The sequence below is a fragment of the Stenotrophomonas sp. YJH_SMC_46 genome (assembly GCF_059370315.1).
The window spans coordinates 149,271-173,854 of the sequence record NZ_JCAFTO010000003.1 but is presented as its reverse complement, the minus strand read 5'-3'; the positions used below and the strand labels follow the sequence as shown (position 1 = coordinate 173,854).

Genomic DNA, 24,584 nt, shown 5'->3' with positions numbered 1-24,584 from the left:
CGACTTAATCCCCTCCGTCCCCTTTTCCTGTACGCCAGCCCGGGGGCTGGCGTTGTTATGGACGGCTGCGGGTGCGGCTTAGAAGCTGCGCGGGCCGCGCGGCTTGAAGCCGTCACGACGCGGCGGGCGGCTGTCGCGGTCACCGCCGCGGTCGCCACCATGGCCACCCGGACCACCCGGGCCACCACGACGTGGGCCACCCGGGCCGCCCGGGCCACGCTTGTCGAAGCGCGGCTTGAACGGACGCGGGGCCGGGTTGGTGTCTTCACCCGGAGCCAGCGCACGCATCTGCAGCTGCTGGCCGGACACCCACACCTTCTGCAGGTGCGACAGCACGTCCGGCGGCATCTGTGCCGGCAGGTCCAGCAGCGAGAAGTCGTCGTGGATGTCGATGCGGCCGATGAAGCGGCTTTCCAGGCCCGCTTCGTTGGCAATGGCGCCGACGATGTTGGCCGGCTTCACGCCATGCTGATGGCCCACCGAAATGCGGTAGGTCTCCATGCCCTGCTCCGGTGCACCACGCGGCGGAACCTCACGGCGCGGACGCTGCTCGAAACCACCTTCGGCGTCTTCGCGACGCGGGCCACGCTCGAAGCGCGGACCGCGCTCGTTGCGGTCGAAGCGATCGCCACGCTCCGGACGGTCGCCACGGTCGAAACGCTCGCGCGGGGCGCGCTCTTCACGCGGGGCACGCACCGGCGGCTGCAGCAGGAACGGGGTGTCACCCTGCAGCATCCTGGCCAGCGCGGCGGCGATCTCGATGGCCGGCACGTTCTGCTCGTTCTCGAAGCGCTCCAGCAGCTGGCGGTAGAAGTCCAGGCCACCGGCACCCAGGGTTTCGCTGATGCGCGAGGTGAACTTGTTGATGCGGGTGTCGTTGACCGCTTCCACGCTCGGCAGCTGCATCTCTTCGATCGGCTGGCGGGTGGCGCGCTCGATCTGGCGCAGCATGCCCTTCTCGCGCGGGGTCGCGAACAGGATCGCCTCGCCGCTGCGGCCGGCGCGACCGGTACGGCCGATGCGGTGCACGTAGCTTTCGGTGTCGTACGGGATGTCGTAGTTCAGCACGTGGCTGATGCGCTCCACGTCCAGGCCGCGCGCAGCCACGTCGGTGGCAACCAGGATGTCCAGCTTGCCTTCCTTCAGCATGGCGATGGTGCGCTCACGCTGGGCCTGCTGCATGTCGCCGTTGATGGCGGCAGCGGCCAGGCCACGGGCCTGCAGCTTGCTGGCCAGTTCTTCGGTGCCGGCCTTGGTGCGCGCGAAGATGATCATCGCGTCGAACGGCTCGACTTCCAGGATGCGGGTCAGCGCATCCAGCTTGTGCATGCCGCTCACCCACCAGTAACGCTGGCGGATGTTGGCCGAGGTGGTGGTCTTGGCCGCAATGGTCACTTCCACCGGATCCTGCAGGTAGGTCTGCGCGATGCGGCGGATCTGCGGCGGCATGGTGGCCGAGAACAGGGCCACCTGGCGCTGCTCCGGCAGCTTCTTCAGTACCGCTTCGACGTCGTCGATGAAGCCCATGCGCAGCATTTCATCGGCTTCGTCCAGCACCAGGGTCTTCAGCTCGGACAGGTCCAGGGTGCTGCGGTCCAGGTGGTCGATCACGCGACCGGGGGTACCGACCACGATATGCACGCCACGGCGCAGCGCCGACAGCTGCTGCCCGTAAGGCTGGCCGCCGTACACCGGCAGCACGCGGAAGCCCGGGATCTTCGACGAGTAGGACTGGAACGCCTCGGCGACCTGGATGGCCAGTTCGCGGGTCGGCGCCAGGATCAGGGCCTGCGGCTTGATCTGCTGCAGGTCGATGTTGGACAGTACCGGCAGTGCGAACGCAGCGGTCTTGCCGGTACCGGTCTGGGCCTGGCCCAGCACGTCGCGGCCTTCCAGCATCGCCGGGATGGTGGCGGCCTGGATCGGCGACGGGGTTTCGTAGCCGATGGCGGTGACCGCCTGCATCACGGGCTCGGACAGGCCGAGCTGCGCGAACTGCAGCGGCGCTTGGGAATCTTGGGACATGGGGAACTCCGAAGGCACTGCCGTCTTCCTGGCAGTGCGATAAAAAAGGGATGGTCCGCGCTTTGGGCGCCCTTCTTATCGCGTGCCCTGGCGCTGCTCGGTCGGAGGAGATTTCACTCGCTCAGAGCGGGATGATACCGCATTGATCCTGAACGAGGCGTACAGCTTTCCGTGCGCGTGCCGTCGAGCCCGTGCTGGCGCACAATACGCGCCCGCTTCCCGGCCCGGCCGCTGGCCTGCGCCCTCTTCCCAGGAACCCGCTCCATGCAGATTCTCGAATTCGACCTCGACGGTGACTACGTCGAACTCAAGCAGCTGCTCAAGCTGGCCGACCTGGTCACCAGCGGCGGCGAGGCCAAGATGGTCATCGGTGAAGGCCAGGTGCGGGTCGATGGCGAAATCGAGCTGCGCAAGGCCTGCAAGATCCGCGCGGGCCAGGTGGTCGAATTTTCCGGCAGCCAGATCCGAGTGCTGGCTGCCGGCTGATCTGAAGCCGTTCAGGCCACGCGCTGGGTCAGGTGCGAGGCGATCAGCTGCCTGAACGGTGCCACGCCCTGCGCCAGGCGCAGGCCAGCCGCACGCAGCAGGCGCGCCGGGCGACGGTCGTCGGTGTACAGGCTGGCGATCGCATTGGTGGCCTCGTACAGCGGCCGCGACGCCAGCCGATGACCCCGCTGGTAGCTGGTCAGCATGCCGGCGGCGGCAATGTCGGCACCGCGACGCTGCTGCGCGACGATGCCCTGCGCCAGCCGCTGTGCGCTGGCCAGGCCCAGGTTGAAGCCATGCGCGGTGACCGGATGCATGCCGACTGCGGCATCGCCGATCAGCGCAGAACGCTCGCCGACGAAACGGTGCGCGTACACACCTACCAGCGGGTACGCCTGCGGCGTCGCCACCGGCTGCATGCGGCCCAGGCGATGTTCAAAGCACGCACTGATGGCATCGCCGAAGGCCACCTCATCCATCGCCAGCAGTTCTTCGATCTGCCGCGGCGGCAGCGTGATCACCGCCGATGCCTGGCCCTCGTTGAGCGGCAGCAGCGCCATGGTGCGGCCGTAACCGAACCATTCCCAGGCCGTGTGGTGATGGTCGCGCTCGACCTGCATGCGGCACACCAGCATCGACTTGCCGAAGTCGCGCATCTGCGCACCGATGCCAAGCATGCGGCGGGTGGCGGAGAAGCGGCTGTCAGCCGCGACCAGCAGGCGGGCGTGCAGTTGGCTGCCGTCATCGAGTCTGACCACGTGGCCCTGCGCATCGGCCTGGACGCGCTGCACCTTGCGCCCGTCGAACAGGTCCAGACCATCCTGGTCCTGCACGGCATCCCATGCAGCGCGGCGGATCAGATGGTTGGGCACCAGCCAGCCCAGCGGCTGGCCGTCGACCTGGCTGCTGGCGAAGGTCAGCGCGAACGGCGAACCGCCGTTCATCACCTTGGCATCGCGCAGTTCAGCGACTTCGGCCGGCGGCAGGCGCTGCCACAGCCCCAGCTGCTCCATGCTCTGCCGCGAGGCATGGGTCAACGCGATCTCGCGGCCATCGAAGGCGGCCTCGGCCAGCGCCTGGCGCGGTTGAACTTCGACCAGCCCGACCTGCAGGCCACTGCCGGCCAGCGCCCGAGCGAAGCACAGGCCCGCCGGTCCGGCGCCGACCACCACCACGTCCATCCTGCGCATGCGCGTCTCCTGCCGTTGATTCAGTCCGGGCCAGCATAGCGCCGCGCGCCTGACCGTCCTTGATCTGGATCAGGCGCGGGTCACAACAACGCGAACACCAGCGCCAGGATCGACAGCAGCGACACCAGCCACACCAGGCTACGCAGGTAGGGCACGCCGGCCGCGTACAGGGGCAGATAGACCACACGCGCCCAGAAGTAGGCCTGCGCAGCCAGCGCCGTGGTGCCGTTGCCGCGACCGGACACGACTACTGCAATGGCGGCAGCGGCGAAGAACGGGAAGGTTTCCAGGAAGTTGGCCTGGGCCCGCTGCAGGCGGCCGGCCAGCGGGCTGAGCGGCATTGCATCGCCATCGCGTGCCGAGGCATTCCACTTCATCCCGCGCTCGCGGGTGACCACGGTGGAGGTGGCGAAGATGTACACGAAGCCGAGCACGATCGACCAGGCCAGCATTGCCAGTTCAGTTGCCATCGCTCATCTCTTCAGGGTGCCGACGCACGCAGGCTGTAACCGGCCAGGCGCCACACCTGGTCTTCGTCGAAACGGAACGAGACCAGCTCGCGCACCGGCTGCGCGCTGTTGGCGAAACGGGTCGGGAAGCTGACGTTGATGTACAGCCCTTCCGGTACCGCAGCACCGGCGCTGTACTTGACCCGGGTGATGGTCGGCTGGCCACGCCCGGCCAACGCCCCCAGGCGCGCACGCTCGGTGGTCAGCTGGCTGACGAAGGCGGCCTTCGGCACCGCACGACGGGCGACGGCCGAAGCGCCATCCCACAGTTCGCCGGCGCGGTTGGCATCGACCAGCTGCGCCGCCTTCAACGCAGCCGCGCCCATTTCGGCGTCCTGCTTCTGCACCTGGGCCTGCTGCGCGGCGGTCAATGCCGGAGCGCCGGCGGTGGCCGGTTTCGCAGCCGCCGGCGATGCCGGGGCCGGGCGCGCGGGTGCCGGTGCCGGCGTGGCCGGCGCAGGTGCCTGCGCCAACGCAGTCAGGGGCAGCAGGGACAGCAGCAGGAGCGCGCGCTTCATGGACACCGCCGGTTCTCGAGGAAAGGACCGCAGTCTACGCCAGCGCGGTGAGCGGTTCGTCAGCGCGCGTGGGCGTTGCCTTCCACCGCCGCCGCATCGGCCTGCGCCGCAGACTTGCCTGCATCGTCGGCTGCCTGCTCGGCCATCGGCGGTTCCGGCGGTGCCGGGGGCAGCGTCGCCACATCGATCTCCGACAGCGGGCTTTCGTCCGGGCACACCGCGTCGGGAAAGCCGAAGCGCTGTTTCAACGCCTGGCCGCAGCTGTTGATCGACTCCATGTCGGCGCCTTCGCGCTTGCATTGCTGGTCGAAGGCGACCAGGAACGCGTCCTTGCGCTGCACGAAATCATCGCCGCAGGCACGCATCTGCTTGATCCGTTCCAGATCATCCTGCACCGCATTGGTACCATCCAGGCCGTACTGGCGCAGCTCGTCCGGAGTCAGCAGGCGCAGGCTGCGGTTGGGCACGGTCATCATCAGATCGGCCACGCCCACCGCCACGCCATTGCGCTGCAAATAGTCCTTCACGTTGTCGTAGACCTCGTGCAGCTCGCGGTTGAGTTCCGCGCGCGAGGTGGCCTTGGAGCTGATCCGCATCATGCGGTGGATGCCGACCTTGCCCGACAGCAGGCGGTTGTCACCGGCGGCCAGCACGAACACGCAGGCGCTGTGGCAGATCGAGCCTTCGCGCACCCAGATGGTCCAGCCGGATTCACCGATGCTGTCACCGGCAACGATCGCCGATTCCACCTGGCCGCCGCTGGAATCCAGATCGAGGATGCGCTTGTGGATCTTCTGCTGGTCGGCGACCACCGCCAACCGCCACATCATCTCGGCGAAGCCCGGATTGATCTTGCCGGCGTAACGCACGCGCATCAGGCCGCGCTCGGCGCACGGCGCCAGCGCCTGAGTGATCTGCTCGCGCTGCAGGCCTTCCAGCTCGACACCGTCGCCGGCATCGCCAGCATATTCCGTGCTGCAGCTGACCCAGGCACGGCCATTCTCAAGCTGCGCCTGCGGCCACGGCCGATCCGCCTGGCTGCGCGGCGGCGCTGGCGGTGGCGGTGCATCGGCCGCATTGATCGACACCATGTTCTCGCCATCGCTGGCCGGTGCCCGCGCCGCCTTGTCGGCAGCAGTCACATTGCCCGGATTTTCCAGCTGGCTGCAGCCCGCCAGGGCCAGGCACAACAGGGGCAACCAGCGGCGTTTGGCGGACATCGGGCAACCAGTCTTCACGTGAGCAGGAGCCACAGTCTACCCGTCCGGGGCACCCGTTCAGCGCGTGGCACTGAACCCCTTCTGACCCTCTGGCTCCAACCTTTTCATTACAGCGTCTTGCACCACTCCATCCACGCATGGCGTGGATCTACCGTGTCGACCAAGGTCGACACCCAGAGCGGGATGCCGTTCCGGCAGGCCGCGGGGAACTGTCGAAGGCGGGGGGGTCCGGTGGCAGGGGCGTGAGCGCCATGGATGGCGCGACCGAGCTACAGGGACGTACTTGCAGCGCCCCCTGCCACCGGCCCCACCCCGCCCTCCCGCAGGAAGCCTGCTGTTGCTGTTGCCTCTGCGGGTGCAGGGCGCAGCCCTGCCCAACCCTCTTCAGCATCCATGTCCGAATGTGGCGAGTATCTCCAGCCGCACACGCCTAGACTGGCGCCATGGATACCGCCCTCGCCCTCGACACCGCCGCCTGCGACCGTGCCCGCCTGGCCCGCGACGCGCGCTTCGACGGCGTGTTCTTCACCGCCGTGCGCAGCACCGGCATCTACTGCCGCCCGGTGTGCCCGGCACCGCCACCGAAGCCGCGCAACATCACCTACTACCCCACCGCCGCTGCGGCCGCAGCTGCCGGCTACCGCCCGTGCCTGCGCTGCCGTCCTGAACTGGCACCGCAGGCCCAGCAGGCATTGGCCGGGCAGACCGTGCAGCGCGCACTCGCCCTGATCCATGGCGGCTTCCTTCAGGAGCAGCCCGTCGCGGACCTCGCGCAGAAGATCGGCCTGAGCGCGCGCCAGCTGCAGCGCCTGTTCGTTGAACACCTGGGCGCGACGCCGGCGCAGATCCACGCCACCCATCGCCTGCTGCTGGCCAAGCAACTGCTGACCGAGACCACGCTGCCGGTGACCGACGTTGCGCTGGCCGCCGGCTACAACAGCCTGCGCCGCTTCAACACCGCCTTCCTGCAGGGTTGCGGCATGGCACCGACGGCGCTGCGTCGCCAGCACCAGCCGCTGGCCGCCGATGACGGCGGCCTGGTGCTGCGCCTGGTGTATCGCCCGCCGCTGGACTTCCCGCGCATGCTGGCCTTCCTGCGCAAACGCAGCCTGCCTGGCATCGAACTGATCGGCGAAGACAGCTACCAGCGTGTGCTGGGCACGCCCGAACGCCCCACCCTGCTGCGGGTCACCGCCGACCCGAAGCGCCCGGAGTTGCGCCTGCAGCTGGGCGCGGTCGATCCGCGTCTGATTCCGGACATCGTGCGCCGCGTGCGCCGCGTATTCGATCTGGACGCGGACCTGCAGCAGGTGCACGCCGCGCTGAGCGAAGAACCCTTGCTGGCGCGCGGTATCGCCGAACGCCCCGGGCTGCGCGTACCCGGCGGCTGGGATGGCTTCGAGGTGGGCGTACGCGCCGTGCTCGGACAGCAGGTCAGTGTGGCCGCAGCCACCACCTTCGCGCGGCGCCTGGTCGACGCCTATGGCGCGCACCTGCCGGGCATGCCATCGGAATTCGATCGCCAGTTCCCGGCGCCCGAGGTGCTGGCCGAAGCGCCCCTGGAATCGATCGGCCTGCCGCGCAGCCGCGCCGCCACCGTGCGTGCGCTGGCGGCCGCCTGCGCCAGCGGCCAGCTCGACTTCGCGCCCGGGCAGGCATTGGAGGAATTCGTTGCGCGCTGCGTCGCGCTGCCCGGCATCGGCCCGTGGACGGCGCAGTACATCGCCCTGCGCGGGCTCGGCCAGCCCGATGCGTTCCCGGCCGGCGATCTTGTACTGCAGCAGGTGCTCGGCCACGCGCAGGGCCAGCGCCTGAGCGAACGTGCAACCGAAGCGCGCTCGCAACCGTGGCGGCCGTGGCGCGCCTACGCGGTGCTGCACCTGTGGCACCTGTCCGGCACGTTCGTTGGAGAACCGACATGACCCTGTTGTTCGACCGTTTCGACAGCCCGATCGGCGTGTTGACCATCGCCGGTGACGAACGTGGCCTGTCACATGTGCTTTTCCCCGAGAACCGCCATCCGGCACGCGGGCGCGATGACTGGCACTACGCACCGGATGCGCTGCCGGAAGCGCGCGAGCAACTGCTGCAGTTCCTGCACGGCGAACGCAGCAGCTTCGACCTTGTGCTGGCACCACGCGGCACGCCGTTCCAGCTGCGTGTGTGGCAGGCGCTGGCGTTGATTCCGTTCGGCCAGACCTGGAGCTACCTGCAGCTAGCGCAGCACCTGGGCCAACCCAGCGCGACCCGTGCGGTCGGTGCAGCCAACGGGCGCAACCCGCTGCCGATCATCCTGCCCTGCCACCGCGTGATCGGCAGCAACGGCGCACTGACCGGTTTCGGCGGCGGCCTGGAAACCAAGGCGGCGCTGCTGCGGCTGGAACAACGCCAGGCCCCGCTGTTCGCCTGAGAGGGCTGGCCGGGCTGCGCCCGGCACCCGCAGAGGCAACCGCAACGGCCGAAGCAACAGCAGCGTTCCGAGGCATGGCGTGGTGGGTCCGGCTGCGGGGGACGCCGTCAACCCGTCCATGGGGGCTTGGCCGCGGCATCCATGCCGCGGACGCCCCCGCAACCGGACCCACCCCGCCTTCGACAGGTTCCGGCGATCTGTCCGAACGTCATTCTGCGCAACTGTTGGTAGGTGTCGACCTTGGTCGACACGGTAGATCCACCCCATGCGTGGATGGAAGCATCAGGGACATGTCTGGAGAAAGCCCCCTTCCTGTTGAAGGGGGCGCGCCGACAGGCGCGGGGATAAGGAAAAATGCGCGGACACGGCGCGCAATAGTGCGCCGTGTCTTGGGCGCGTCATTACCTCGCACTATCATGCGCGGATGACTTCCGTACGCCTGACCTGCGCGCTGGCGCTGCTGCTGCCATTGGCCGCCTGCACCACCGCGCCCGCCCCTTCCGCCTCCGTTCCCACACCCGTCGCTGCGGCTGCGCCGCCCAAGCTGCTGCTGATCTCCATCGATGGCCTGCGTGCCGACGCGCTGGACCGCGGCCTGACCCCGAACCTGCAGCGACTGATCGACGGCGGCGTGCGTGCACGCTGGATGACGCCGTCCTATCCGTCGCTGACCTTCCCCAACCACTACACCATCGTCACCGGCCTGCGTCCGGACCACCACGGCATCGTCAACAACAGCATGGACGATGCAACCCTGGGCCGTTTCGAACTGAGCAACCGCGACGCGGTCACCACCAGCGGCTGGTGGGGTGGCGAACCGATCTGGGTCAGTGCCGAGAACGCTGGCGTACGTTCGGCCACCACGGCGTGGCCGGGCAGTGAGTCTGAAATCCGCGGCGTGCGCCCCAGCAAGTGGCGCGTGTACGACGGCAAGCAACCGCTGGAACAGCGGGCCGGCATCGTGCTCGACTGGCTGGCGCAGACCGATGCTGATGCACCGCGCCTCACCACGCTGTACATGGAACACGTGGACAAGGCCGGCCACAACTACGGCCCCGAGTCGAAGCAGTATGCCGACGCCATCGTGCGCGCCGACCAGATCGTCGGCCAGGTGCTCGATGGGCTGCAGCAGCGCGGCCTGGCCGCGACCACCAACGTGATCGTGGTCTCTGACCATGGCATGGCCAGCGTGCCGGTCGGCCAGGTGATCTCCACCGAGTCGATGGCCGACCCGGCCATCGCGCGCAATGTCAGCCAGGGCCAGTCGGTGGGTTTTGCGCCGGTCGCCGGCCGCGAAGCGGAAGCCGAACGCGCCCTGCTCGGACGCCACGGGCACTATCAGTGCTGGAAGAAGGAGAACCTGCCGGCACGCTGGCACTACGGCACGCATCCGCGGGTTCCGGCCATCGTCTGTGTCATGGATGAAGGCTGGGATGCCCTGCACCAGGAGAAGATCGCCAAGCGCGACCATCAGGATCGCGGCTCGCATGGCTACGACAATGCCCTGCCCTCCATGCGTGCCGTGTTCGTGGCCAGCGGCCCGTCATTCCGACAGGGTTTGGTGATCGATGGCTTCGACAATGTCGACGTCTACCCGCTGCTGGCGCACCTGCTGCAGGTGCCGGCCGCGCCGAACGACGGAAATCCGGAAACGCTGAAGAAGACCCTGCGCTGATCCGATTGTAGAGCCGAGCCACGCTCGGCTGCATTGCGCCGAGCATGGGCTCGGCTCTACAAGAACGTGCATAAAAAAAACGCGGCGCCAGGCGCCGCGTTTTTCTTTGGACCGGTCGGTCGGCCGGATCAGGCCTTGGCGACGGCCTTCTTCGCCACAGCCTTCTTCGCCGGAGCCTTGGCCACGGTCTTCTTGGCAACCGGGGCGGCGGCGCCTACGGCGACCTTGCTCGCGGTGTGCGAACGGGCGTTGCCGTAGCTGGCGTTGTAGCGCTTGCCCTTGGCGGTCTTGCGGTCACCCTTACCCATGTCTTCAACTCCTCAAGTGTGAAATCTGGTTACCCCGTACTGACACGGGTTCGGCGGGGCCGCCTTGCTGGGCGCCCCCGCGCACGATCGAAAATCCTACCATGGAGCGCCTAGTGCGCGCAGCTGGCGTCGTGCACGTGACCGTGGTTGAGGCGCAGGTTGACCAGATGGGCCACACCCACCAGCAGGCCGCCGACGGTCATCACCACCGCGTGCGGCACCGCATTGTGGTGCAACGGGTCGTACAGCACGCCGGCCCACAACGCCACCAGGCCGGGAATCAGGAAGCCCAGCGCGCGCAGCGCGCCGTGGCGGCGGTAGCCCCATACCAGGCTGAACAGCCCGAGCAGGGTCACGAACACCACCAGCGCCTGCTCCACGCCATCGCCCAGCCAGAACGACAGGCCCAGCGAAGGCGCCGCCGCCAGCAGTACGGGAATCACCGCGCAGTGCACCGCGCACAGCATCGAACCGGTAGCGCCGAAACGGTCGAGCAGATGGCGCAGGCGTGAGGACAGGGACATGACTTCCAGCAGGGTCGGCGAATCGTTATGGAATAATATAACATCCATCCCCGAACCGCACGGTTTCCCCTCCCCCTCTCCCATCGGCGGGATTCGTGCGCCCTGCGATTGATACATTGTAACAAAGGACCGATCCATGCCTGCCCACACCCCACGGCTCAAGCCGCATTCCCTGGCCCTGGCCCTCGCCGCCCTGCTTCCGACCGTTGCCTTCGCCGCCAGCGAAGACGATTCCCATCGTGACCGCCACCTGACTGAACTGTCGTCGGTGCAGGTCACCGCGTCGCCACTGCAGGGCGATGCCGAATCGCTGGCCCGCCCGGTGGAGGTTCTGGCCGGTGACCGCCTGGACGAGCAGAAGGCCGGCACCCTCGGCGATACCGTGGCCAAGCTGCCCGGCGTACAGAGCACCTTCTTCGGGCCCGGCGTCGGCCGCCCGATCATCCGCGGCCAGGAAGGCCCGCGTGTGGCCGTGCTGTCCAACGGCATGGGCAACATGGATGCCTCTACCGTCAGTGCCGACCACGCCACCAGCATCGAGCCGTTCCTGGCCGACCAGATCGAAGTGCTGAAGGGCCCGGCCACGCTGCTGTTCGGCAGCGGTGCCATCGGTGGTGCGGTCAACGTGGTCGATGGCCGCATCGCACGGGAGCTGCCGGAGCGGCCGCTCAGCGGCCGCGCCGAACTGCGCGGCAATTCGGTGAACAACGAGCGCAGCGGCATGTTCCGCCTCGATGGCGTCAGCGGCAATGTCGTGCTTCATGTGGACGGCCTGGTGCGCAATGGCGACGACTACCGTATCCCTGGCTACGCGGTGATCGACAGCCTGGAAGACCACCATGACGACCACGACCATGACCACGCGGGCGAGGAAGGCGAAGAGCCGCGTCGCGGCCGCCTCGACAACAGCTCGATCCGCACCCGCGCCGGTGGCGTCGGTGCGACCTGGCTGGGCGAAGGCGGCTACTTCGGCGTGTCGGCCAGCACCTACCGCACCAACTACGGCATTCCCAACGGCGCACACGTGCACGCCGATGGCGACGATCACGGCCATGACCACGGCCACGACCATGGCGACGAAGAGGAAGGCGGTGACGAGCATGACGTGCGCATCGACATGGTGCAGAACCGCTTCGAGACCAAGGCCGGCATCTATGACCCGGTCTCGTTCCTGAAGAACATCAACGCACGCGTGGCCTATACCGACTACGAGCACGTGGAGCTGGAGGCCGGCACGCCGTCGACCCGCTTCACCAACCGTGGCATCGAAGCGCGCCTGGAAGCGGTGCAGCAGCAGATCGGTGGCTGGGACGGTGCCTTCGGCCTGCAGTTCGGCAACAGTGATTTCGGTGCCAAGGGCGAAGAGGCGTTCGTTCCGGATACAGGCACGAAGAACATCGGCCTGTTCGTGCTGCAGGAAAAGCAGTTCGGACCGTTGAAGCTGGAACTGGGCGGCCGCCACGACCAGGTCAAGCTGGACCCGACCGGTGATTACCGGCGCCGCACGTTCGGCGCCACCAACCTGTCTGCCGCCGGCATCTGGAAGCTCAACGACGCCGTTGACCTGCGTATCGGCGTGGACAGCTCCGAGCGTGCACCCACCAACGAGGAGCTGTATGCCGCCGGCGCCCACATCGCCACCCGTTCGCTGGAGATCGGCGACGCCAACCTGAAGACCGAGCGCGGCCAGCGCGTGGAACTGGGTATCCACACTCACAGTGAGCGCCTGGACTTCTCCGCGTCGGTCTACCAGACCAGGTTCAAGGACTTCATCTACCTGGCCGACACCGGTGTTACCGAAGGCCTGCCGGTCCGCGCCTGGACCCAGCAGGACGCGGTGTTCCGCGGTGCCGAGGCCGAAGCGCTGGTGCACCTGTTCGAGGGTGGCGCCGGTGACTGGGATCTGCGCCTGTTCGGTGACTACGTGAAGGCCAAGCTGGATGGCAGCGGCAGCCGCAACCTCGACATCGCCGTGCCGCACGGCGACCACAACCACAATTACAACGTGGAACTGGCCAACACCGGCTACCTGCCGCGTATTGCCCCGGCCCGCGTCGGCGCCGACCTGCGCTGGTCGAAGGATGGCTGGCGTGCCTCGGTCGGTGCGGTGCGCTACAGCCGCCAGAAGGATGTCGCCCAGAACGAAGCCCCGAGCGACGGCTACACCTTGGTCGATGCACACCTGGCCTATCGTTGGGACCGCAACGCCAGCAACAGCTACGAGGTGTTCCTGGATGGCAGCAACCTGACCAACCGCGAAGTGCGTCCGCATACCTCGCTGCTGCGCGACTACTCGCCACTGCCGGGCCGTGGCGTCGCATTCGGCATCCGCGCGTTCTTCTGATCGGCCTACGCCGTCGGAACATTACCTGAGGGGGCCGAAAGGCCCCCTTTTCTTTGTCGCATATGGCATGAACTGGTGGAAGCGGCGCACTACCGACGCATCACCATCTGCTACACGACTAGACTCAGCCCGGTGTCAATCCAATAGACAAACTGAGCGGAAACATTTGCATGGCCCTGAGTCTCGATGCCGAACTGGAAGAAAGCTTCCTTGCAATTGCCAAGCGCGGCAGAACCGCTTGGCTGGCCGGCGATATTGCGGAGGCAGAGCATTGCTTCCTTGAAAGCTGGGACATGATTCCGGAGCCGAAGTCTGCTTATGACTACGGCCAGATTACATCGTATGGAATAGCTGTCTTCTATCGCGATACCGCTCAGTTTGAGAAGGCCAGAGCGTGGGCGATGGTCGCCAGAGGCATCTATGGAGAGGGCGAAGGCGCGACCGAGTACATGGACGAACTCGCCGCTACCATCCAGTTCGAGTCCGGAGACCTGGATGGGGCCTACACACTATTTGAACCGCAGTACCGGAAGTACGGCCGTCGTGTCTTTGAGGGCCATAAGAAGGGGTTCATTGATTTCATCAAGAGCAGGAAGAAAACTGGAAAGGTGGATCAGTGAGCCGCTAGCCAGCTCCCATCCGTTCCAGATACTCATCCACGCATGGCGTGGATCTACTGCCCCCTCCGGGAGCCATGGGGTTCCTGCATATCGATGCGACGCCATCACACATCCGTCACAAAGGTGTGCGTACGACAACAACCGGACAATCCCGTCACTCACTGTCTCGCCAAACGGACAATCTTGTCCGAAAATCAATCCATGACCGCTCAACGTGCCGATGCTGCTGCCCGCCGTGCCCTCATCCTCGATGCCGCCGATCATGTGTTCGGCCAACATGGCGTCACCGCCCCGCTGGACCTGGTGGTCGAACGTGCCCAGGTGGGCCGCGCCACCCTGTACCGCAACTTCCCCGACCGCACCGCACTGATCCAGGCGCTGCTGCAGCGCACGGTCGACCGCATCCGGCGCCAGGTCGAACAGCTCGGTGACCGCGACGACGCCCTGTTCGAGGTGTTCGAGGGCATGGCCCAGCGCATCATCGATTCGCCAGCGCTAGCCGATTACTGGCGTGCGGTCGATTCGGACGTGCCGTCCATGCGCGCTGCGCGCGAGACCGTGCGCGACCTGCTGGAGGAACCGATCGCGCGCGCCAAGGCCGCCGGACTGTGCCGTGCCGACCTGGAAAAGACGGATATTTCACTGATCTCGGGCATGCTGGGTGCGGCCCTGCGCGGCAAGACCCGCGACGAGCGCGCCCAGTTGGCCGGGCGCGCCCTGCAACTGTTGCGTGGGGGTCTCCAGGGAGCTGCCAGCGAGGCCCGTTGATGGTCCAGCCGTATCTGAAGCCGGTTCCGGATTGGGAGGAACATGAGAAGCCGACCATGCCCGGCTCGGCGTCGATGCCCTGGCACCCGCCGTACCGGCGTGCGGCCTATGCGCTGGTATCGTTGCTGGTGGCGATCACCGGCGGCCTCGGCAATGCGCTGGTTACCGCCAACCTGCCGTTCCTGCAGGGCCAGCTGGCGCTGACCCCGACCCAGGGCAGCTGGCTGGTAGCGGCCTATGCGATGGTCAACGTCACCGCCAACCTGTTGGCCTTCAAGTTCCGCCAGCAATACGGCATCCGCCTGTTCGCCGAAATCGGGCTGGGCCTGTACGCGGCGTTGGCGGTCCTGCACCTGTTCGTCGGCAGCTTCGAGACCACGATGCTGACCCGAGCCGCCAGCGGCTTCGCCGGCGCGGCCTGTTCGACCTTGGGCACGCTGTACATGCTGCAGGCGCTGCCGCGGCGCTTCACCGGCAATCTGCTGGTGGTCGGTGTCGGCCTCTCGCAGCTGGCGGTGCCGATCGCCTGGATCGTGTCGCCTGGCCTGGTCGATACCGGCCAGTGGCACCAGCTCTACTCGTTTGAGGCCGGGCTGGCACTGTGCGCGTTCGCGGCAGTGGTAGTGTTGAAGCTGCCGCCCGGCATCCAGGTGAAGGCGTTCGAGCCGCTGGACTTCCTCACGTTCGCCCTGCTCGCACCGGCCGTCGCCCTGCTGGTGATCGTGCTGGCGCAGGGCTACACCCGCTGGTGGCTCAACACACCATGGCTGGGCTGGTCACTGGTCGCCTCGATCGTGCTGTCCACCACCGCCTTCATCATCGAGCACTACCGGCGCAATCCGCTGCTGCAGATCCGCTGGCTGTCGACGCTGCCGGTACTGCACTTCATCGTCGGTGCGTTCCTGATCCGCTTCCTCACCACCGAGCAGTCCTACGGCGTGGTCAACCTGATGCGCACGCTGGGCATGGGGCCTGACCAGATGCGCCCGCTGTTCGTGGTGATCCTGGCGGGCGTGGTCACCGGCATCGCCGGTGCATCGCTGACCTTCGGCCCGAAGCGGCTGATCCCCCAGCTGCTGATGGCGATCCTGCTGCTGGGCGCCGCCGCGTTCTTCGACCAGCACCGCACCAGCATGGATCGGCCGCACGACTTCTACGCCAGCCAGTTCCTGGCCTCGGTCGGTGCCGGTATGTTCATGGGCCCGCTGATCATGCTCGGCATCTCTGCCGCGTTGAAACAGGGCGTGGATCACATGATCACCTTCCTGGTGACGCTGTCGATCACCCAGACGCTGGGTGGCCTGGCCGGCTCGGCGGTGCTGGGCACCTTCCAGCTGCATCGCGAGCAGTTGTACTCCAGCGCATTGACCAGCCAGCTCGACCCGGCCGACCCGGTGGTGGCACAACGCCTGCGCATCCAGCAGCAGCTGTACAGCGCACAGATCACCGACCCGGTGCTGCGCAGTTCGCAGGGCAGCGCGCAGCTGGCGCAGACCACTCGCCGCGAAGCCAACGTGCGTGGATTCAATGATGTGTTCACATTGAGCGGTTGGCTGGCCATCGGCTTCCTGTGCTGGTTGCTGCTGCTGTCGCTGCGCACCGCGGTGCTCAAGCAATGGCGCAAGCGCCACCCCACTTCCCCCGCTGCGGCCACGCCGGCCGCGCCCCGCTGAGTCCTCCGCCATGCCTCCCGTCCCGCCCCGACCCGACGACAACGTGACCCCTCCGCCGCCGACCGACGCGGCACCTGCGCCCACGCCCGTTGAGCCGGCGGTCGCGCCGAAGTACCTCAAGCCCAGCGTGCGCAGCGTAGTGGTGATGGTGGTGGTCGCCCTGCTGGGCATTGCGCTGATCCTGCGCGCCTGGCACCTGTGGCCATTCACCAGCAGCGTGATGGTGACCGACAACGCCTATGTACGCGGGCAAATCACGGTGATGGCGCCGCAGGTGAACGGCTACGTGACCGAAGTGCTGGTGAAGGACTTCCAGCACGTGAAGCAGGGCGAGCCGCTGCTGCGCATCGATGACCGCATCTACGCGCAGCGCGTCGCCCAGGCGCAGGCGACGCTGGACAGCGCACGCGCGGCGTTGGCCAACTCGGACCAGTCGCAGGCGCAGAACCGTGCGCAGATCGCCTCCGCACACGCCACATTGTCGGCCGGCCAGGCGGAGCTGCAACGCTCACGCAACGAGCTGAAGCGCTACGAGGAGCTGGCCGCGCAGCAACTGGTGTCAGTCAACGACCGCGACAAGTTCCGCACCACCCAGGCGTCGGCACAGGCCAGCGTCCAGCAGTCACAGGCGCAAATCCGCATTGCCGAGGAAACCCTGGTATCGACCCAGGTGGCGCGCAAGAGCCTGGAGGCGCAGGTGGAGAGCGCGCAGGCGCAGCTGGAACTGGCCCGCATCGATCTGGCCAACACGGTGATCCACGCACCGCGCGACGGCCAGATCAGCGAGGCCAGCGTGCGCGTGGGCCAGTACGTCGCTGCCGGCTCGCAGCTGCTGTTTTTGGTACCTGACACGTTGTGGGTGGTGGCCAACTACAAGGAAGGCCAGACCTGGGGCATGGCGATCGGCCAGCCGGCCACGTTCTCGGTGGACGCGTTCCAGGGGCAGGTGCTGCGGGGCCGCGTGCAGGAGATCGCGCCGGCTACCGGTTCGGAATTCAGCGTGCTGCGCCCGGACAATGCCAGCGGCAACTTCACCAAGGTGGTGCAGCGGCTGCCGGTACGGATTTCGATCAACGAGGGCCAGAAGCTGGCGGCACAACTGCGGCCCGGCATGTCGGTGATCGTGCGGGTGGATACCGCAAGCAAGCCGATGGACTAGCGTTTGTCATGAAACGGGGGTCAGATCCCTTTTGCCAAGGCAAAAGGGATCTGACCCCAGGACCCATTGCTCAGCCCGCGCAGCGCGCGCAGAGGCCGTGCACTTCCAGAGTCTGCGCCTGCGGCTGGAAACCCAGCTCCTTGGCGCGCTTCTCCAGCTGGGTGACGATTTCGCGGTCTTCCAGCTCCACCGCGCTGTGGCAGCTGTTGCAGATCAGGAACGGCACCGAATGCGCGGCGCTGCTGGGATGGTGGCAGGCCACGAAGGCATTGACCGACTCCAGCTTGTGCACGAAGCCATTGGCCATCAGGAAATCCAGCGCGCGGTACACGGTGGGCGGGGCATCAGCGCCCACGCCCTTGCCGTTGCGCACCCATTCCAGCAGCTCGTAGGCCTTGACCGGCTTGCCGGCCTCGGCGATCAGCTTCAGCACATTGGCGCGGATCGGGGTCAGGCGCAGCCCGCGTTCGCGCGAGACGCGCTCGACCACCGCCACAAAATCCGATGCATCGTGGACGTGGTGGTGCGGGGCCGTACAGGCAGTGGCGGTCTTGGCGGGCATGCGTGTTCTCCGGTTCGGGCCTGGCAAGGATGCCTCAGGCCGTTGCTACCTTGGTGATGGCCACATCAATGCGTTTCAAGGCCTGCTCGCGGCCGGCCAGGTACACGGTATGGGAAATGTCAGGGCTGACTTGGGTGCCGGTGATGGCCACGCGCAGCGGCTGGGCGACCTTGCCCATGCCGATCTCCAGCGCTGCGGCCGCGTCATGCAGGGCCACGCCCACCGATTCGGCGGTCCATTCCGGCAGGGCTGCCAGCAGCTCGCGGGCCTTGCCCAGCGCCACCTCGGCACCGGCCTTGAAGTGCTTGGCCACCGCCGCGTCATCGTACTCGGTCAGCGGCTGGTACCAGACCACGGCCTTTTCGGCCATTTCCTTCAGGGTCTGCACGCGTTCACGCAGGGCGATCACCACGTCCTCCGGTGCCGGTCCGGCAGCCACGTCCAGCCCCAGCTTCTGCAGCTGGTAGACCAGGTGCGGCACGATCGCGGCCACATCCTCGGTCTTCAGGAAGTGCTGGTTGACCCAGCCCAGCTTGGCCATGTCCAGTCGCGAGGCCTTGGAGTTGCAGTCCTTCACGTCGAACAGCTCGATCAGCTCCTGGCGGCTGAACAGCTCCTGGTCACCGTGCGACCAGCCGAGACGGGCCAGGTAGCTCAGCAGCGCATCGGGCAGGTAGCCGGCGTCCTTGTACTGCATCACGTCGGCCGCGCCGGTGCGCTTGGACAACTTGGCGCCCTGCTCGTCCAGGATCATCGGCATGTGGCCGAACTTCGGCACCGGCGCACCAATGCCTTCGTACAGGTTGATCTGGCGCGGGGTGTTGTTGATGTGGTCGTCGCCGCGGATGACCTCGGTGATTCCCATGTCCCAGTCGTCCACCACCACCGCGAAGTTGTAGGTGGGGTAGCCGTCCGGGCGGAAGATCACCATGTCATCCAGCTCGCTGTTGGCGATCTCGATGCGGCCCTTGATCAGGTCGTCGAACACCACCGTGCCTTCCAGCGGATTCTTGAAGCGGATGACGCGGTTCGGGTCGTCCCTGTAGGGCAGGCCCAGATCGCGCGCAGCGCCGTTGTAGCGCGGCTTCTCCTGCCTGGCCATGGCAGCCTCGCGCATCGCGTCCAGCTCTTCGCGGGTCTCGTAGGCGTAGTACGCCTTGCCCTCGGCGATCAGCTGCTCGGCCACTTCCTGGTAACGGGCAACGCGGTCGGTCTGGTAGATCGGGCCTTCGTCATAGTCCAGGCCCAGCCACTCCATCGCCTCCAGGATGGCGTCGATCGCACCCTGGGTGCTGCGTTCACGGTCGGTGTCCTCGATGCGCAGCACGAACTCGCCGCCACGGTGGCGGGCCTCCAGCCAGCAGTACAGCGCGGTGCGGGCACCACCGATGTGGAGGTAGCCGGTGGGACTGGGGGCGAAGCGGGTGCGGCAGGTCATGGACGGCTCGAGGAACGGGAATCCCCCGATTTTACCAGCCCGCCGCCCCCGACGGAAAAAGGGGACGGAGGGGATTAAGTCGCGATCGCCCAGCCCGTGGGCACTGCAACCGGGAAACGGAGGGGAGATGCGACTTAATCCCCTCCGTCCCCTTTTACGGTTCCACCTTGCGCGGGAACGGCTGCTCGCGCATCGCGGCGTTGTAGGCGAATGAGGCGACGATGGCAGCGGCCTGCTTCAGGTCTTCCGGTTCGGCGTGGTCCCAGGTGTCCAGGTGGCTGTGGTGGACATTGGTGAAGTAGTCCAGCCGGTCCTGGATGAACTGGAAGCCCGGCAGGCCGATGCGGTCGAAGCTGATGTGGTCGGTGCTGCCAGTGTTGCGGGTGGCCACGGTGGTGGCGCCCACGTCATGGAACGGCGCCAGCCAGGCTTCGAAGATGGGCATGGCCGCCAGGTTCTCCTGAGCGTAGATGCCACGGAAGCGGCCCGAGCCGTTGTCCATGTTGAAGTAGACCTGGAACTTGCCGTAGTCGCGGGTCTTCTGCAGTGCGCCGGTCGGCTCGCGCAGCGACGCCGGCAGCGCCTTCTGCGCCGGGTCGGTCGGCTCCGGGAACTTGCCGAAGTGCTTGGCCACATAGGCCTGCGAGCCGATCAGGCCCTGCTCCTCGCCGCTCCACAGCGCCACGCGGATGGTGCGCCTGGGCTTGGCGCCGGTGGCCTTGAGGATGCGCATCGCCTCCATCATCACCGCCACGCCGGCGGCGTTGTCGGCCGCACCGGTGCCGCTGTGCCAGGAATCCAGGTGCGCGCCGATCATCACCACTTCATCGGGCTTGCTGCTGCCACGGATCTCGGCCAGCGTGTTGTAGCCGGGCTGGTCGGCCTCGTCGGTGAAGCGTGCGGCCACATCCACGCGCAGGCGCACGGTCTGCTTGGCCTCCAGCGCGCGTACCAGCGGATTGAAGTGCTCGCTGATCATCGCCAGCTCGGGAATGCCCACCGACTCACCGGCCTTGCGCGAACCACCACCGGCAACGCGGATGATGCCGTTGTCCCAGCCGCTGATGCTGATCGAGGCCAGCGCGCCCTCTTCCACGAAGAAGGCATTGACCTTGGCCGCCAGCTGCTGGCGTTCCTGGTATTCCTTGACCCGCCTGGCGCGCTCGGCGGTGGCGTTCTTGTCCTTGGGCAGGGTGAACTCCTGCAGGCCCTCCAGCGAGGTGGCGTCGTGGCGGTGCGAATCGGGCTCGGTGCCCCGCTTGTATTCGCGTGCCTCGCCCAGCAGGAGGATCTTGCCACGCAGCTTGCCGCGGTACTTCTCTATGTCTTCGGGCTTCTTGATGTCGACCTGCACCAGCTCGCCTTCGACCGGGCCCTTCGTACCGGGGGTCCAGGCCTTGGGCAGCGCATGCAGCGGCTGCACGCGGTCACCCAGCATTTCCACGCTCGCCGAGGTGAATTCCCAGCCACGGCCGAAATCATCGAAGGCCTCGTCGTGGACGTTGTCCAGCTTCCATTCGTTGAACTTGCCGCGGGTCCACGCATTGGCGCGGCCCATCGCCGGCGAGTTGGTCAACCGCGGTCCAATGCGTTCGGTGAGGTAACTGAAGGTGTCCATCACCTGCGACCGGTGGAAGGCCTCCTGGCGGATGCGGCTGACCATGTCCAGGTCCACCGTCTCGCGCTGCTGCGCCCCTGCATTGCCACCCATCACCAGCGCTGCGGCCAGCACGCCCCACTTCAACACATCGCACCCCTGCCCTTCGGCTCGATCTTCAACCCATCGAGTCTAGCCAGCAGGGGCGCGCCGATACCGTCCCATCGGTCATGGACAGCAGTAGATCCACGCCATGCGTGGATGAACAACCCGATCACCCCCTCCACCCCAACCACAACTGCGCCCGCTCCGGCAGCAACAACAACCAGTGCCGCCGGTCGACGCTGCAGCAGCCGTACACCGCCGCATGCGCGGGCCAGTCATCGGGCAGGCCGTCGATGCCGATTTCGGCCAGCGCTTCCGCCCCGGCCTTCCATGGCCGGTAGCGCGGCACCCGTCCGGCCACTGCGCCACGTCCCTGCCGCGCACCCTGCAACCAGCCCAGGCCCTTGCCCCGCAGTCCTTGGCAGGTCGCCGCCGCCAGCTGGAAGCGGACCAGGCCGGGGGCGATCCGTGCCCCCGGCAGGGCCGCCAGCACGCCATGTGCCTGCAGCAGTGCATCCACTTCCAACAGGGCCGGAATACCCTGCCGTGCCCGTTGCCGCAATCCCTGGCGCCAACTCATGGCCTGCTCCTTACTTCAGGTCCGCGCCGAGCGCGTACCAGTCCACCCGACGGGTCACCCACATCGCCAGCGCCAGGATCACGAACAGCAGCAGCGAACCCATCAGCAGCGCATTGTTCTCCGACACCAGCAGGCCATACAGCGCGCCGTACAGCACGGTCAGCAGCGCCGCGAAGCCGAAGCCGCGCTTCCAGTGGCCCAGCACATTGGCCAGGTACACCGCCTGCAGGCCGATGCAGGCCACCGCCGAAACCAGGTAGGCCTTCCAGAACGCGATGTGCTCGGACAGGCTGATCAGCAGCAGGAAGAAGATCGCCAGCGCCAGGCCGACCATCAGGTACTGCAGCGGGTGGATGCGCAGCGACTTGATCAGCTCGAACAGGATGAAGCCGAGGAAGGTCAGCAGCACGAACAGCACGCCGTACTTCGAGGCACGGTCGGCCTGGGTGTAGGTATCGACCGGATCGACCAGCGACACCGTCACCGCCTGCGAGTCCACCGAACCGTCATTGCGCAGCTGCCGCTGTGCGTCGGAGGCCAGCGAGGACACCGCCCAGCGCGCATCGAATCCCTGCGCATCAACGCGGCGCTCGTTGGGCAGGAAAGCTCCGCTGAACGACGGATGCGGCCAGCTCGAACGCAGCGCGATGTGGGTGTCATCGCCCACCGGCACCACCGACAGCATGCGACTGCCATCCAGGCGCAGCTCCAGTTCAACGGTGCTGGCGGCCAGCGTGCCGCCCTGATCCGCATCGAAACCGGCCACCGGTGCATGCAGGCCCCGCCCGATCTCGCCGGCCGCACCAACACCCGGCAGCAAACGCAGCTGCTTGCCATCCACGCGCAGGTTCGGCGTGCCGACCAGGCCACGGACATCGGAAACCCCCACCGCCACATACGGCTGGCCGTAACTGCGGCCCGCCTTCACCGGGTAATCGTCTGCGGCGAAGGTCGCCTTCATCTGGCCGTTCCAGCTGTACACCGGCACCTTGAACAGCCCCACCTCACGCTGGCTCGGCAGCATTTCGCCGCCCACCTCCAGCGATGCCGGCATCTGCAGCCAGTGCCCCTCGGTGACCTGCACTTCGGTCTTCTTGACGCCCAGCGGGTCGACCAGTTCAACCTGCTTGCGTTCCACCCATGGCACCACCCGCACCGGGCCCACCAGCTGCTGTGCGCCGGCGCGGCTGTCGGCCACCCGCGAGAAAGCCTCGTCGCGGTACGCACTGCGTTCGTTGATGACACTGCGGATCATCGTCAGCGGAACCAGCAGCAGCAGGATCAGGCCGCCGACAATGGCGAAGCGCAGCAGCATCTTCAGGGATTTCATGGTCCATCCTCGTTGGAGAGGACTGCAGGATGGACCGCCACGGTGAGCGGGGTTTGTGGCGAATTTGAAGCGAATGTGAAGTCAGCGGCGGGGGCGCTGGCCTGGTGTACCCAGCGGCAACCATAGGCTGGCCACGGTACCGCCGCCGTCGCGGGCATCGGCACTGGCGCGCCCATCGTGCAGGCGCGCGACTTCCTGCACGAACGGCAGGCCCAGGCCGGAACTGCGCCGACCACTGCCGGGGCGGGCCAACGAATAGAAGCGTTCGAACACCCGTTCGCGCGCGTAGTCGGGAATGCCGGCACCGCGATCCGCTACCTGCAGGCGTACGCCCTGCCCGTCCACCTCGGCCAGCAGCGCGATGTCCGCGCCGGGCGGTGAGAAGGCAATGGCGTTGTCGATCAGGTTGTGCAACGCCTGCCGCAGCAGATAGGCATCACCCTGCACGCGCATGTCGGGTACGCTGCCGATGCGCACCTGCACGCCGGCCGCCTGCGCACGCACCTGCGCGGCCGCCGCCGCATCGGCCAGCAAGGTTGGCAGCGCGATCGGATCGCGGGTCTGCAGCCAGCCGTGCTGTTCCACTTCGGCCAGCGCCAGCAGCTTGTCGATCGTCTCGGTCAGCCGCTCCTGCTGATCGACGATGCTGCGTGCAAAATGCACGCGGTCGGCCTCGGGCAGCGGCTCCTGCAGCAGCTCGGCGGCACCGCGGATCGCCGCCAGCGGACTCTTCATTTCATGCGTCAGCGACTGCACGTACTGCTCGACGTAGGCCTTGCCCTCCAGCTTGCGGCGCATCGTTTCCAGTGCCTGGCCCAGGTCGCCGATCTCGTCGCGGCGCCGCCGCGGGGGTGGCACCGGTTCGCCGGCGCTGACCGCACGCGCGTAGCGGCTGAGCTGGCCAAGGCCCGTGGTGAGCCACATCGTCACCAGCACGCCGACCAGCGCCGACAATCCGATCAACCAGGCGCCGCGCTCGATGATGGCGCGTTGGCTTGCAGCGATGAACGGATCGATGCTGCGGTTGGGCTGGGCCAGGCTGAGCACGCCGATCAGCGTGCGCCCATCGTCCGGGTCGTATACCGGCGCCGCCACATGCATCACCGTATTGCCTTCCTCGCCCGGCGTTTCCGGGCTGGAGCGGGCACCGTACTCGCCACGCAGGGTGCGATAGACATCATTCCAGCGCGAGTTGTCGCGCCCCAGGTCGCGGCCCAGCGAGTCGTAGATGACGATGCCCTTGGCATCGGTGATGGTCACCCGGTAGTCCAGTGAGCGCTTGGGAAAGCGCCAGACCATCGCTTTCAGGTCACGCTGCCGCGCCTTGGCGAGGTTGCGGGTGAAGCTGCCGCTGCCGATGGTGCCGGCCTTGACGTCGGCGGCGGCCATCTCGGCCAGCACGTTGGCCGCATCGACCAGGGTCGATTCCATCGCCTGGCGCACGCCGGGCTTCACTTCGTTGACGAACACGCGCATCACGAAGAACGCGGCGATGCCGGTTATCAGGAAGAAGCCGAGGAACAGCTTCAATACCAGGCGCATC

General features: G+C 67.1%; 22 protein-coding genes. 9 read left to right on the top strand and 13 right to left on the bottom strand.

Features of this window, described 5'->3' with window-relative positions:
* Window positions 1-78: 78 nt before the first annotated feature.
* Entirely contained in the window at window positions 79-2,025 is a 1,947-nt protein-coding gene (locus tag AC5P8C_RS10215; protein WP_495218693.1) for a DEAD/DEAH box helicase, read from the bottom strand.
* A gap of 264 nt (window positions 2,026-2,289) precedes the next feature.
* Between AC5P8C_RS10215 and AC5P8C_RS10210 the strand changes: the two genes are divergently transcribed.
* Window positions 2,290-2,511 carry an RNA-binding S4 domain-containing protein gene (locus tag AC5P8C_RS10210; protein ID WP_233653071.1) on the top strand — a complete coding sequence of 74 codons (222 nt, stop codon included), beginning with the start codon at window positions 2,290-2,292 and terminating at the stop codon, window positions 2,509-2,511.
* Between the two features lie 11 nt (window positions 2,512-2,522).
* On the opposite strand, the gene ubiM is transcribed toward AC5P8C_RS10210, so the two are convergent.
* The 4 genes from ubiM to AC5P8C_RS10190 all read right to left on the bottom strand — a co-directional run bounded on the left by ubiM (window position 2,523) and on the right by AC5P8C_RS10190 (window position 5,948).
* On the bottom strand, window positions 2,523-3,701 hold the full coding sequence (ubiM, locus tag AC5P8C_RS10205; RefSeq protein ID WP_021203643.1) for a 5-demethoxyubiquinol-8 5-hydroxylase UbiM: 1,179 nt from the start codon (window positions 3,699-3,701) through the stop codon (window positions 2,523-2,525).
* An 80-nt stretch (window positions 3,702-3,781) separates the two neighbouring features.
* On the bottom strand, window positions 3,782-4,171 hold the full coding sequence (locus AC5P8C_RS10200) for an MAPEG family protein (RefSeq protein WP_495218690.1): 390 nt from the start codon (window positions 4,169-4,171) through the stop codon (window positions 3,782-3,784).
* Between the two features lie 11 nt (window positions 4,172-4,182).
* Complete coding sequence (locus AC5P8C_RS10195; protein WP_019659159.1) at window positions 4,183-4,728, bottom strand: DUF4019 domain-containing protein; 546 nt, start codon at window positions 4,726-4,728, stop codon at window positions 4,183-4,185.
* Between the two features lie 59 nt (window positions 4,729-4,787).
* The gene (locus AC5P8C_RS10190; RefSeq protein WP_111098978.1) at window positions 4,788-5,948 is read right to left on the bottom strand and encodes a COG3904 family protein; all 1,161 of its coding nucleotides are present in this window, start codon (window positions 5,946-5,948) and stop codon (window positions 4,788-4,790) included.
* Window positions 5,949-6,391: 443 nt separating this feature from the next.
* Here AC5P8C_RS10190 and AC5P8C_RS10185 point away from each other — a divergent pair, with 443 nt between their 5' ends.
* From AC5P8C_RS10185 to AC5P8C_RS10175, 3 genes are all read left to right on the top strand, one after another.
* Window positions 6,392-7,870, top strand: a complete 1,479-nt coding sequence (locus AC5P8C_RS10185) for a DNA-3-methyladenine glycosylase 2 (protein WP_019659161.1) — start codon at window positions 6,392-6,394, stop codon at window positions 7,868-7,870.
* Window positions 7,867-8,358: a methylated-DNA--[protein]-cysteine S-methyltransferase gene (locus AC5P8C_RS10180; protein ID WP_021202265.1), complete on the top strand. Its 492-nt coding sequence runs from the start codon at window positions 7,867-7,869 to the stop codon at window positions 8,356-8,358. Before AC5P8C_RS10185 ends, AC5P8C_RS10180 begins: the two co-directional genes overlap by 4 nt.
* A 424-nt stretch (window positions 8,359-8,782) precedes the next feature.
* A complete protein-coding gene (locus tag AC5P8C_RS10175) occupies window positions 8,783-10,033 on the top strand; it encodes an alkaline phosphatase family protein (RefSeq protein WP_019659163.1) in 1,251 nt (416 codons plus the stop codon).
* Window positions 10,034-10,161: 128 nt separating this feature from the next.
* Here AC5P8C_RS10175 and AC5P8C_RS10170 read toward each other — a convergent pair whose 3' ends face one another.
* Both AC5P8C_RS10170 and AC5P8C_RS10165 read right to left on the bottom strand, forming a co-directional pair.
* Window positions 10,162-10,341 carry a 30S ribosomal protein THX gene (locus AC5P8C_RS10170; RefSeq protein WP_004150462.1) on the bottom strand — a complete coding sequence of 60 codons (180 nt, stop codon included), beginning with the start codon at window positions 10,339-10,341 and terminating at the stop codon, window positions 10,162-10,164.
* Window positions 10,342-10,451: 110 nt separating this feature from the next.
* Window positions 10,452-10,865 (bottom strand): MerC domain-containing protein, encoded by a 414-nt coding sequence (locus AC5P8C_RS10165; RefSeq protein ID WP_019659164.1) that lies wholly within the window; start codon window positions 10,863-10,865, stop codon window positions 10,452-10,454.
* 136 nt (window positions 10,866-11,001) lie between these two features.
* Between AC5P8C_RS10165 and AC5P8C_RS10160 the strand changes: the two genes are divergently transcribed.
* From AC5P8C_RS10160 to AC5P8C_RS10140, 5 genes are all read left to right on the top strand, one after another.
* On the top strand, window positions 11,002-13,209 hold the full coding sequence (locus AC5P8C_RS10160; protein WP_495218689.1) for a TonB-dependent receptor: 2,208 nt from the start codon (window positions 11,002-11,004) through the stop codon (window positions 13,207-13,209).
* A 170-nt stretch (window positions 13,210-13,379) separates the two neighbouring features.
* Window positions 13,380-13,829 (top strand): hypothetical protein, encoded by a 450-nt coding sequence (locus tag AC5P8C_RS10155; protein ID WP_495218688.1) that lies wholly within the window; start codon window positions 13,380-13,382, stop codon window positions 13,827-13,829.
* A 201-nt stretch (window positions 13,830-14,030) separates the two neighbouring features.
* On the top strand, window positions 14,031-14,597 hold the full coding sequence (locus AC5P8C_RS10150) for a TetR/AcrR family transcriptional regulator (protein ID WP_019659167.1): 567 nt from the start codon (window positions 14,031-14,033) through the stop codon (window positions 14,595-14,597).
* Window positions 14,597-16,270 (top strand): MFS transporter, encoded by a 1,674-nt coding sequence (locus tag AC5P8C_RS10145; protein ID WP_019659168.1) that lies wholly within the window; start codon window positions 14,597-14,599, stop codon window positions 16,268-16,270. The genes AC5P8C_RS10150 and AC5P8C_RS10145 overlap by 1 nt, the downstream gene beginning before the upstream one ends.
* A gap of 10 nt (window positions 16,271-16,280) precedes the next feature.
* On the top strand, window positions 16,281-17,429 hold the full coding sequence (locus AC5P8C_RS10140; RefSeq protein ID WP_495218686.1) for an HlyD family secretion protein: 1,149 nt from the start codon (window positions 16,281-16,283) through the stop codon (window positions 17,427-17,429).
* A 70-nt stretch (window positions 17,430-17,499) separates the two neighbouring features.
* On the opposite strand, the gene AC5P8C_RS10135 is transcribed toward AC5P8C_RS10140, so the two are convergent.
* The 6 genes from AC5P8C_RS10135 to creC all read right to left on the bottom strand — a co-directional run bounded on the left by AC5P8C_RS10135 (window position 17,500) and on the right by creC (window position 24,583).
* A complete protein-coding gene (locus AC5P8C_RS10135) occupies window positions 17,500-17,991 on the bottom strand; it encodes a Fur family transcriptional regulator (RefSeq protein WP_004150412.1) in 492 nt (163 codons plus the stop codon).
* 34 nt (window positions 17,992-18,025) lie between these two features.
* Complete coding sequence (gene gltX / locus AC5P8C_RS10130) at window positions 18,026-19,429, bottom strand: glutamate--tRNA ligase (RefSeq protein ID WP_019659170.1); 1,404 nt, start codon at window positions 19,427-19,429, stop codon at window positions 18,026-18,028.
* A 154-nt stretch (window positions 19,430-19,583) separates the two neighbouring features.
* Entirely contained in the window at window positions 19,584-21,176 is a 1,593-nt protein-coding gene (locus AC5P8C_RS10125) for a M20/M25/M40 family metallo-hydrolase (protein WP_495218684.1), read from the bottom strand.
* A gap of 124 nt (window positions 21,177-21,300) precedes the next feature.
* On the bottom strand, window positions 21,301-21,711 hold the full coding sequence (locus AC5P8C_RS10120) for a hypothetical protein (protein ID WP_019659172.1): 411 nt from the start codon (window positions 21,709-21,711) through the stop codon (window positions 21,301-21,303).
* A 10-nt stretch (window positions 21,712-21,721) separates the two neighbouring features.
* The gene (gene creD / locus AC5P8C_RS10115) at window positions 21,722-23,041 is read right to left on the bottom strand and encodes a cell envelope integrity protein CreD (RefSeq protein WP_019659173.1); all 1,320 of its coding nucleotides are present in this window, start codon (window positions 23,039-23,041) and stop codon (window positions 21,722-21,724) included.
* An 81-nt stretch (window positions 23,042-23,122) separates the two neighbouring features.
* The gene (gene creC / locus AC5P8C_RS10110) at window positions 23,123-24,583 is read right to left on the bottom strand and encodes a two-component system sensor histidine kinase CreC (RefSeq protein WP_019659174.1); all 1,461 of its coding nucleotides are present in this window, start codon (window positions 24,581-24,583) and stop codon (window positions 23,123-23,125) included.
* Between the last annotated feature and the right edge of the window lies 1 nt (window position 24,584).

Excerpts from the sequence above, each read along its gene's own strand:
- AC5P8C_RS10215 (WP_495218693.1), bottom strand. The coding sequence starts at position 2,025 with ATGTCCCAAGATTCCCAAGCGCCGCTGCAGTTCGCGCAGCTCGGCCTG.
- AC5P8C_RS10210 (WP_233653071.1), top strand. The coding sequence starts at position 2,290 with ATGCAGATTCTCGAATTCGACCTCGACGGTGACTACGTCGAACTCAAG.
- ubiM (WP_021203643.1), bottom strand. The coding sequence starts at position 3,701 with ATGCGCAGGATGGACGTGGTGGTGGTCGGCGCCGGACCGGCGGGCCTG.
- AC5P8C_RS10200 (WP_495218690.1), bottom strand. The coding sequence starts at position 4,171 with ATGGCAACTGAACTGGCAATGCTGGCCTGGTCGATCGTGCTCGGCTTC.
- AC5P8C_RS10195 (WP_019659159.1), bottom strand. The coding sequence starts at position 4,728 with ATGAAGCGCGCGCTCCTGCTGCTGTCCCTGCTGCCCCTGACTGCGTTG.
- AC5P8C_RS10190 (WP_111098978.1), bottom strand. The coding sequence starts at position 5,948 with ATGTCCGCCAAACGCCGCTGGTTGCCCCTGTTGTGCCTGGCCCTGGCG.
- AC5P8C_RS10185 (WP_019659161.1), top strand. The coding sequence starts at position 6,392 with ATGGATACCGCCCTCGCCCTCGACACCGCCGCCTGCGACCGTGCCCGC.
- AC5P8C_RS10180 (WP_021202265.1), top strand. The coding sequence starts at position 7,867 with ATGACCCTGTTGTTCGACCGTTTCGACAGCCCGATCGGCGTGTTGACC.
- AC5P8C_RS10175 (WP_019659163.1), top strand. The coding sequence starts at position 8,783 with ATGACTTCCGTACGCCTGACCTGCGCGCTGGCGCTGCTGCTGCCATTG.
- AC5P8C_RS10170 (WP_004150462.1), bottom strand. The coding sequence starts at position 10,341 with ATGGGTAAGGGTGACCGCAAGACCGCCAAGGGCAAGCGCTACAACGCC.
- AC5P8C_RS10165 (WP_019659164.1), bottom strand. The coding sequence starts at position 10,865 with ATGTCCCTGTCCTCACGCCTGCGCCATCTGCTCGACCGTTTCGGCGCT.
- AC5P8C_RS10160 (WP_495218689.1), top strand. The coding sequence starts at position 11,002 with ATGCCTGCCCACACCCCACGGCTCAAGCCGCATTCCCTGGCCCTGGCC.
- AC5P8C_RS10155 (WP_495218688.1), top strand. The coding sequence starts at position 13,380 with ATGGCCCTGAGTCTCGATGCCGAACTGGAAGAAAGCTTCCTTGCAATT.
- AC5P8C_RS10150 (WP_019659167.1), top strand. The coding sequence starts at position 14,031 with ATGACCGCTCAACGTGCCGATGCTGCTGCCCGCCGTGCCCTCATCCTC.
- AC5P8C_RS10145 (WP_019659168.1), top strand. The coding sequence starts at position 14,597 with ATGGTCCAGCCGTATCTGAAGCCGGTTCCGGATTGGGAGGAACATGAG.
- AC5P8C_RS10140 (WP_495218686.1), top strand. The coding sequence starts at position 16,281 with ATGCCTCCCGTCCCGCCCCGACCCGACGACAACGTGACCCCTCCGCCG.
- AC5P8C_RS10135 (WP_004150412.1), bottom strand. The coding sequence starts at position 17,991 with ATGCCCGCCAAGACCGCCACTGCCTGTACGGCCCCGCACCACCACGTC.
- gltX (WP_019659170.1), bottom strand. The coding sequence starts at position 19,429 with ATGACCTGCCGCACCCGCTTCGCCCCCAGTCCCACCGGCTACCTCCAC.
- AC5P8C_RS10120 (WP_019659172.1), bottom strand. The coding sequence starts at position 21,711 with ATGAGTTGGCGCCAGGGATTGCGGCAACGGGCACGGCAGGGTATTCCG.
- creD (WP_019659173.1), bottom strand. The coding sequence starts at position 23,041 with ATGAAATCCCTGAAGATGCTGCTGCGCTTCGCCATTGTCGGCGGCCTG.
- creC (WP_019659174.1), bottom strand. The coding sequence starts at position 24,583 with ATGCGCCTGGTATTGAAGCTGTTCCTCGGCTTCTTCCTGATAACCGGC.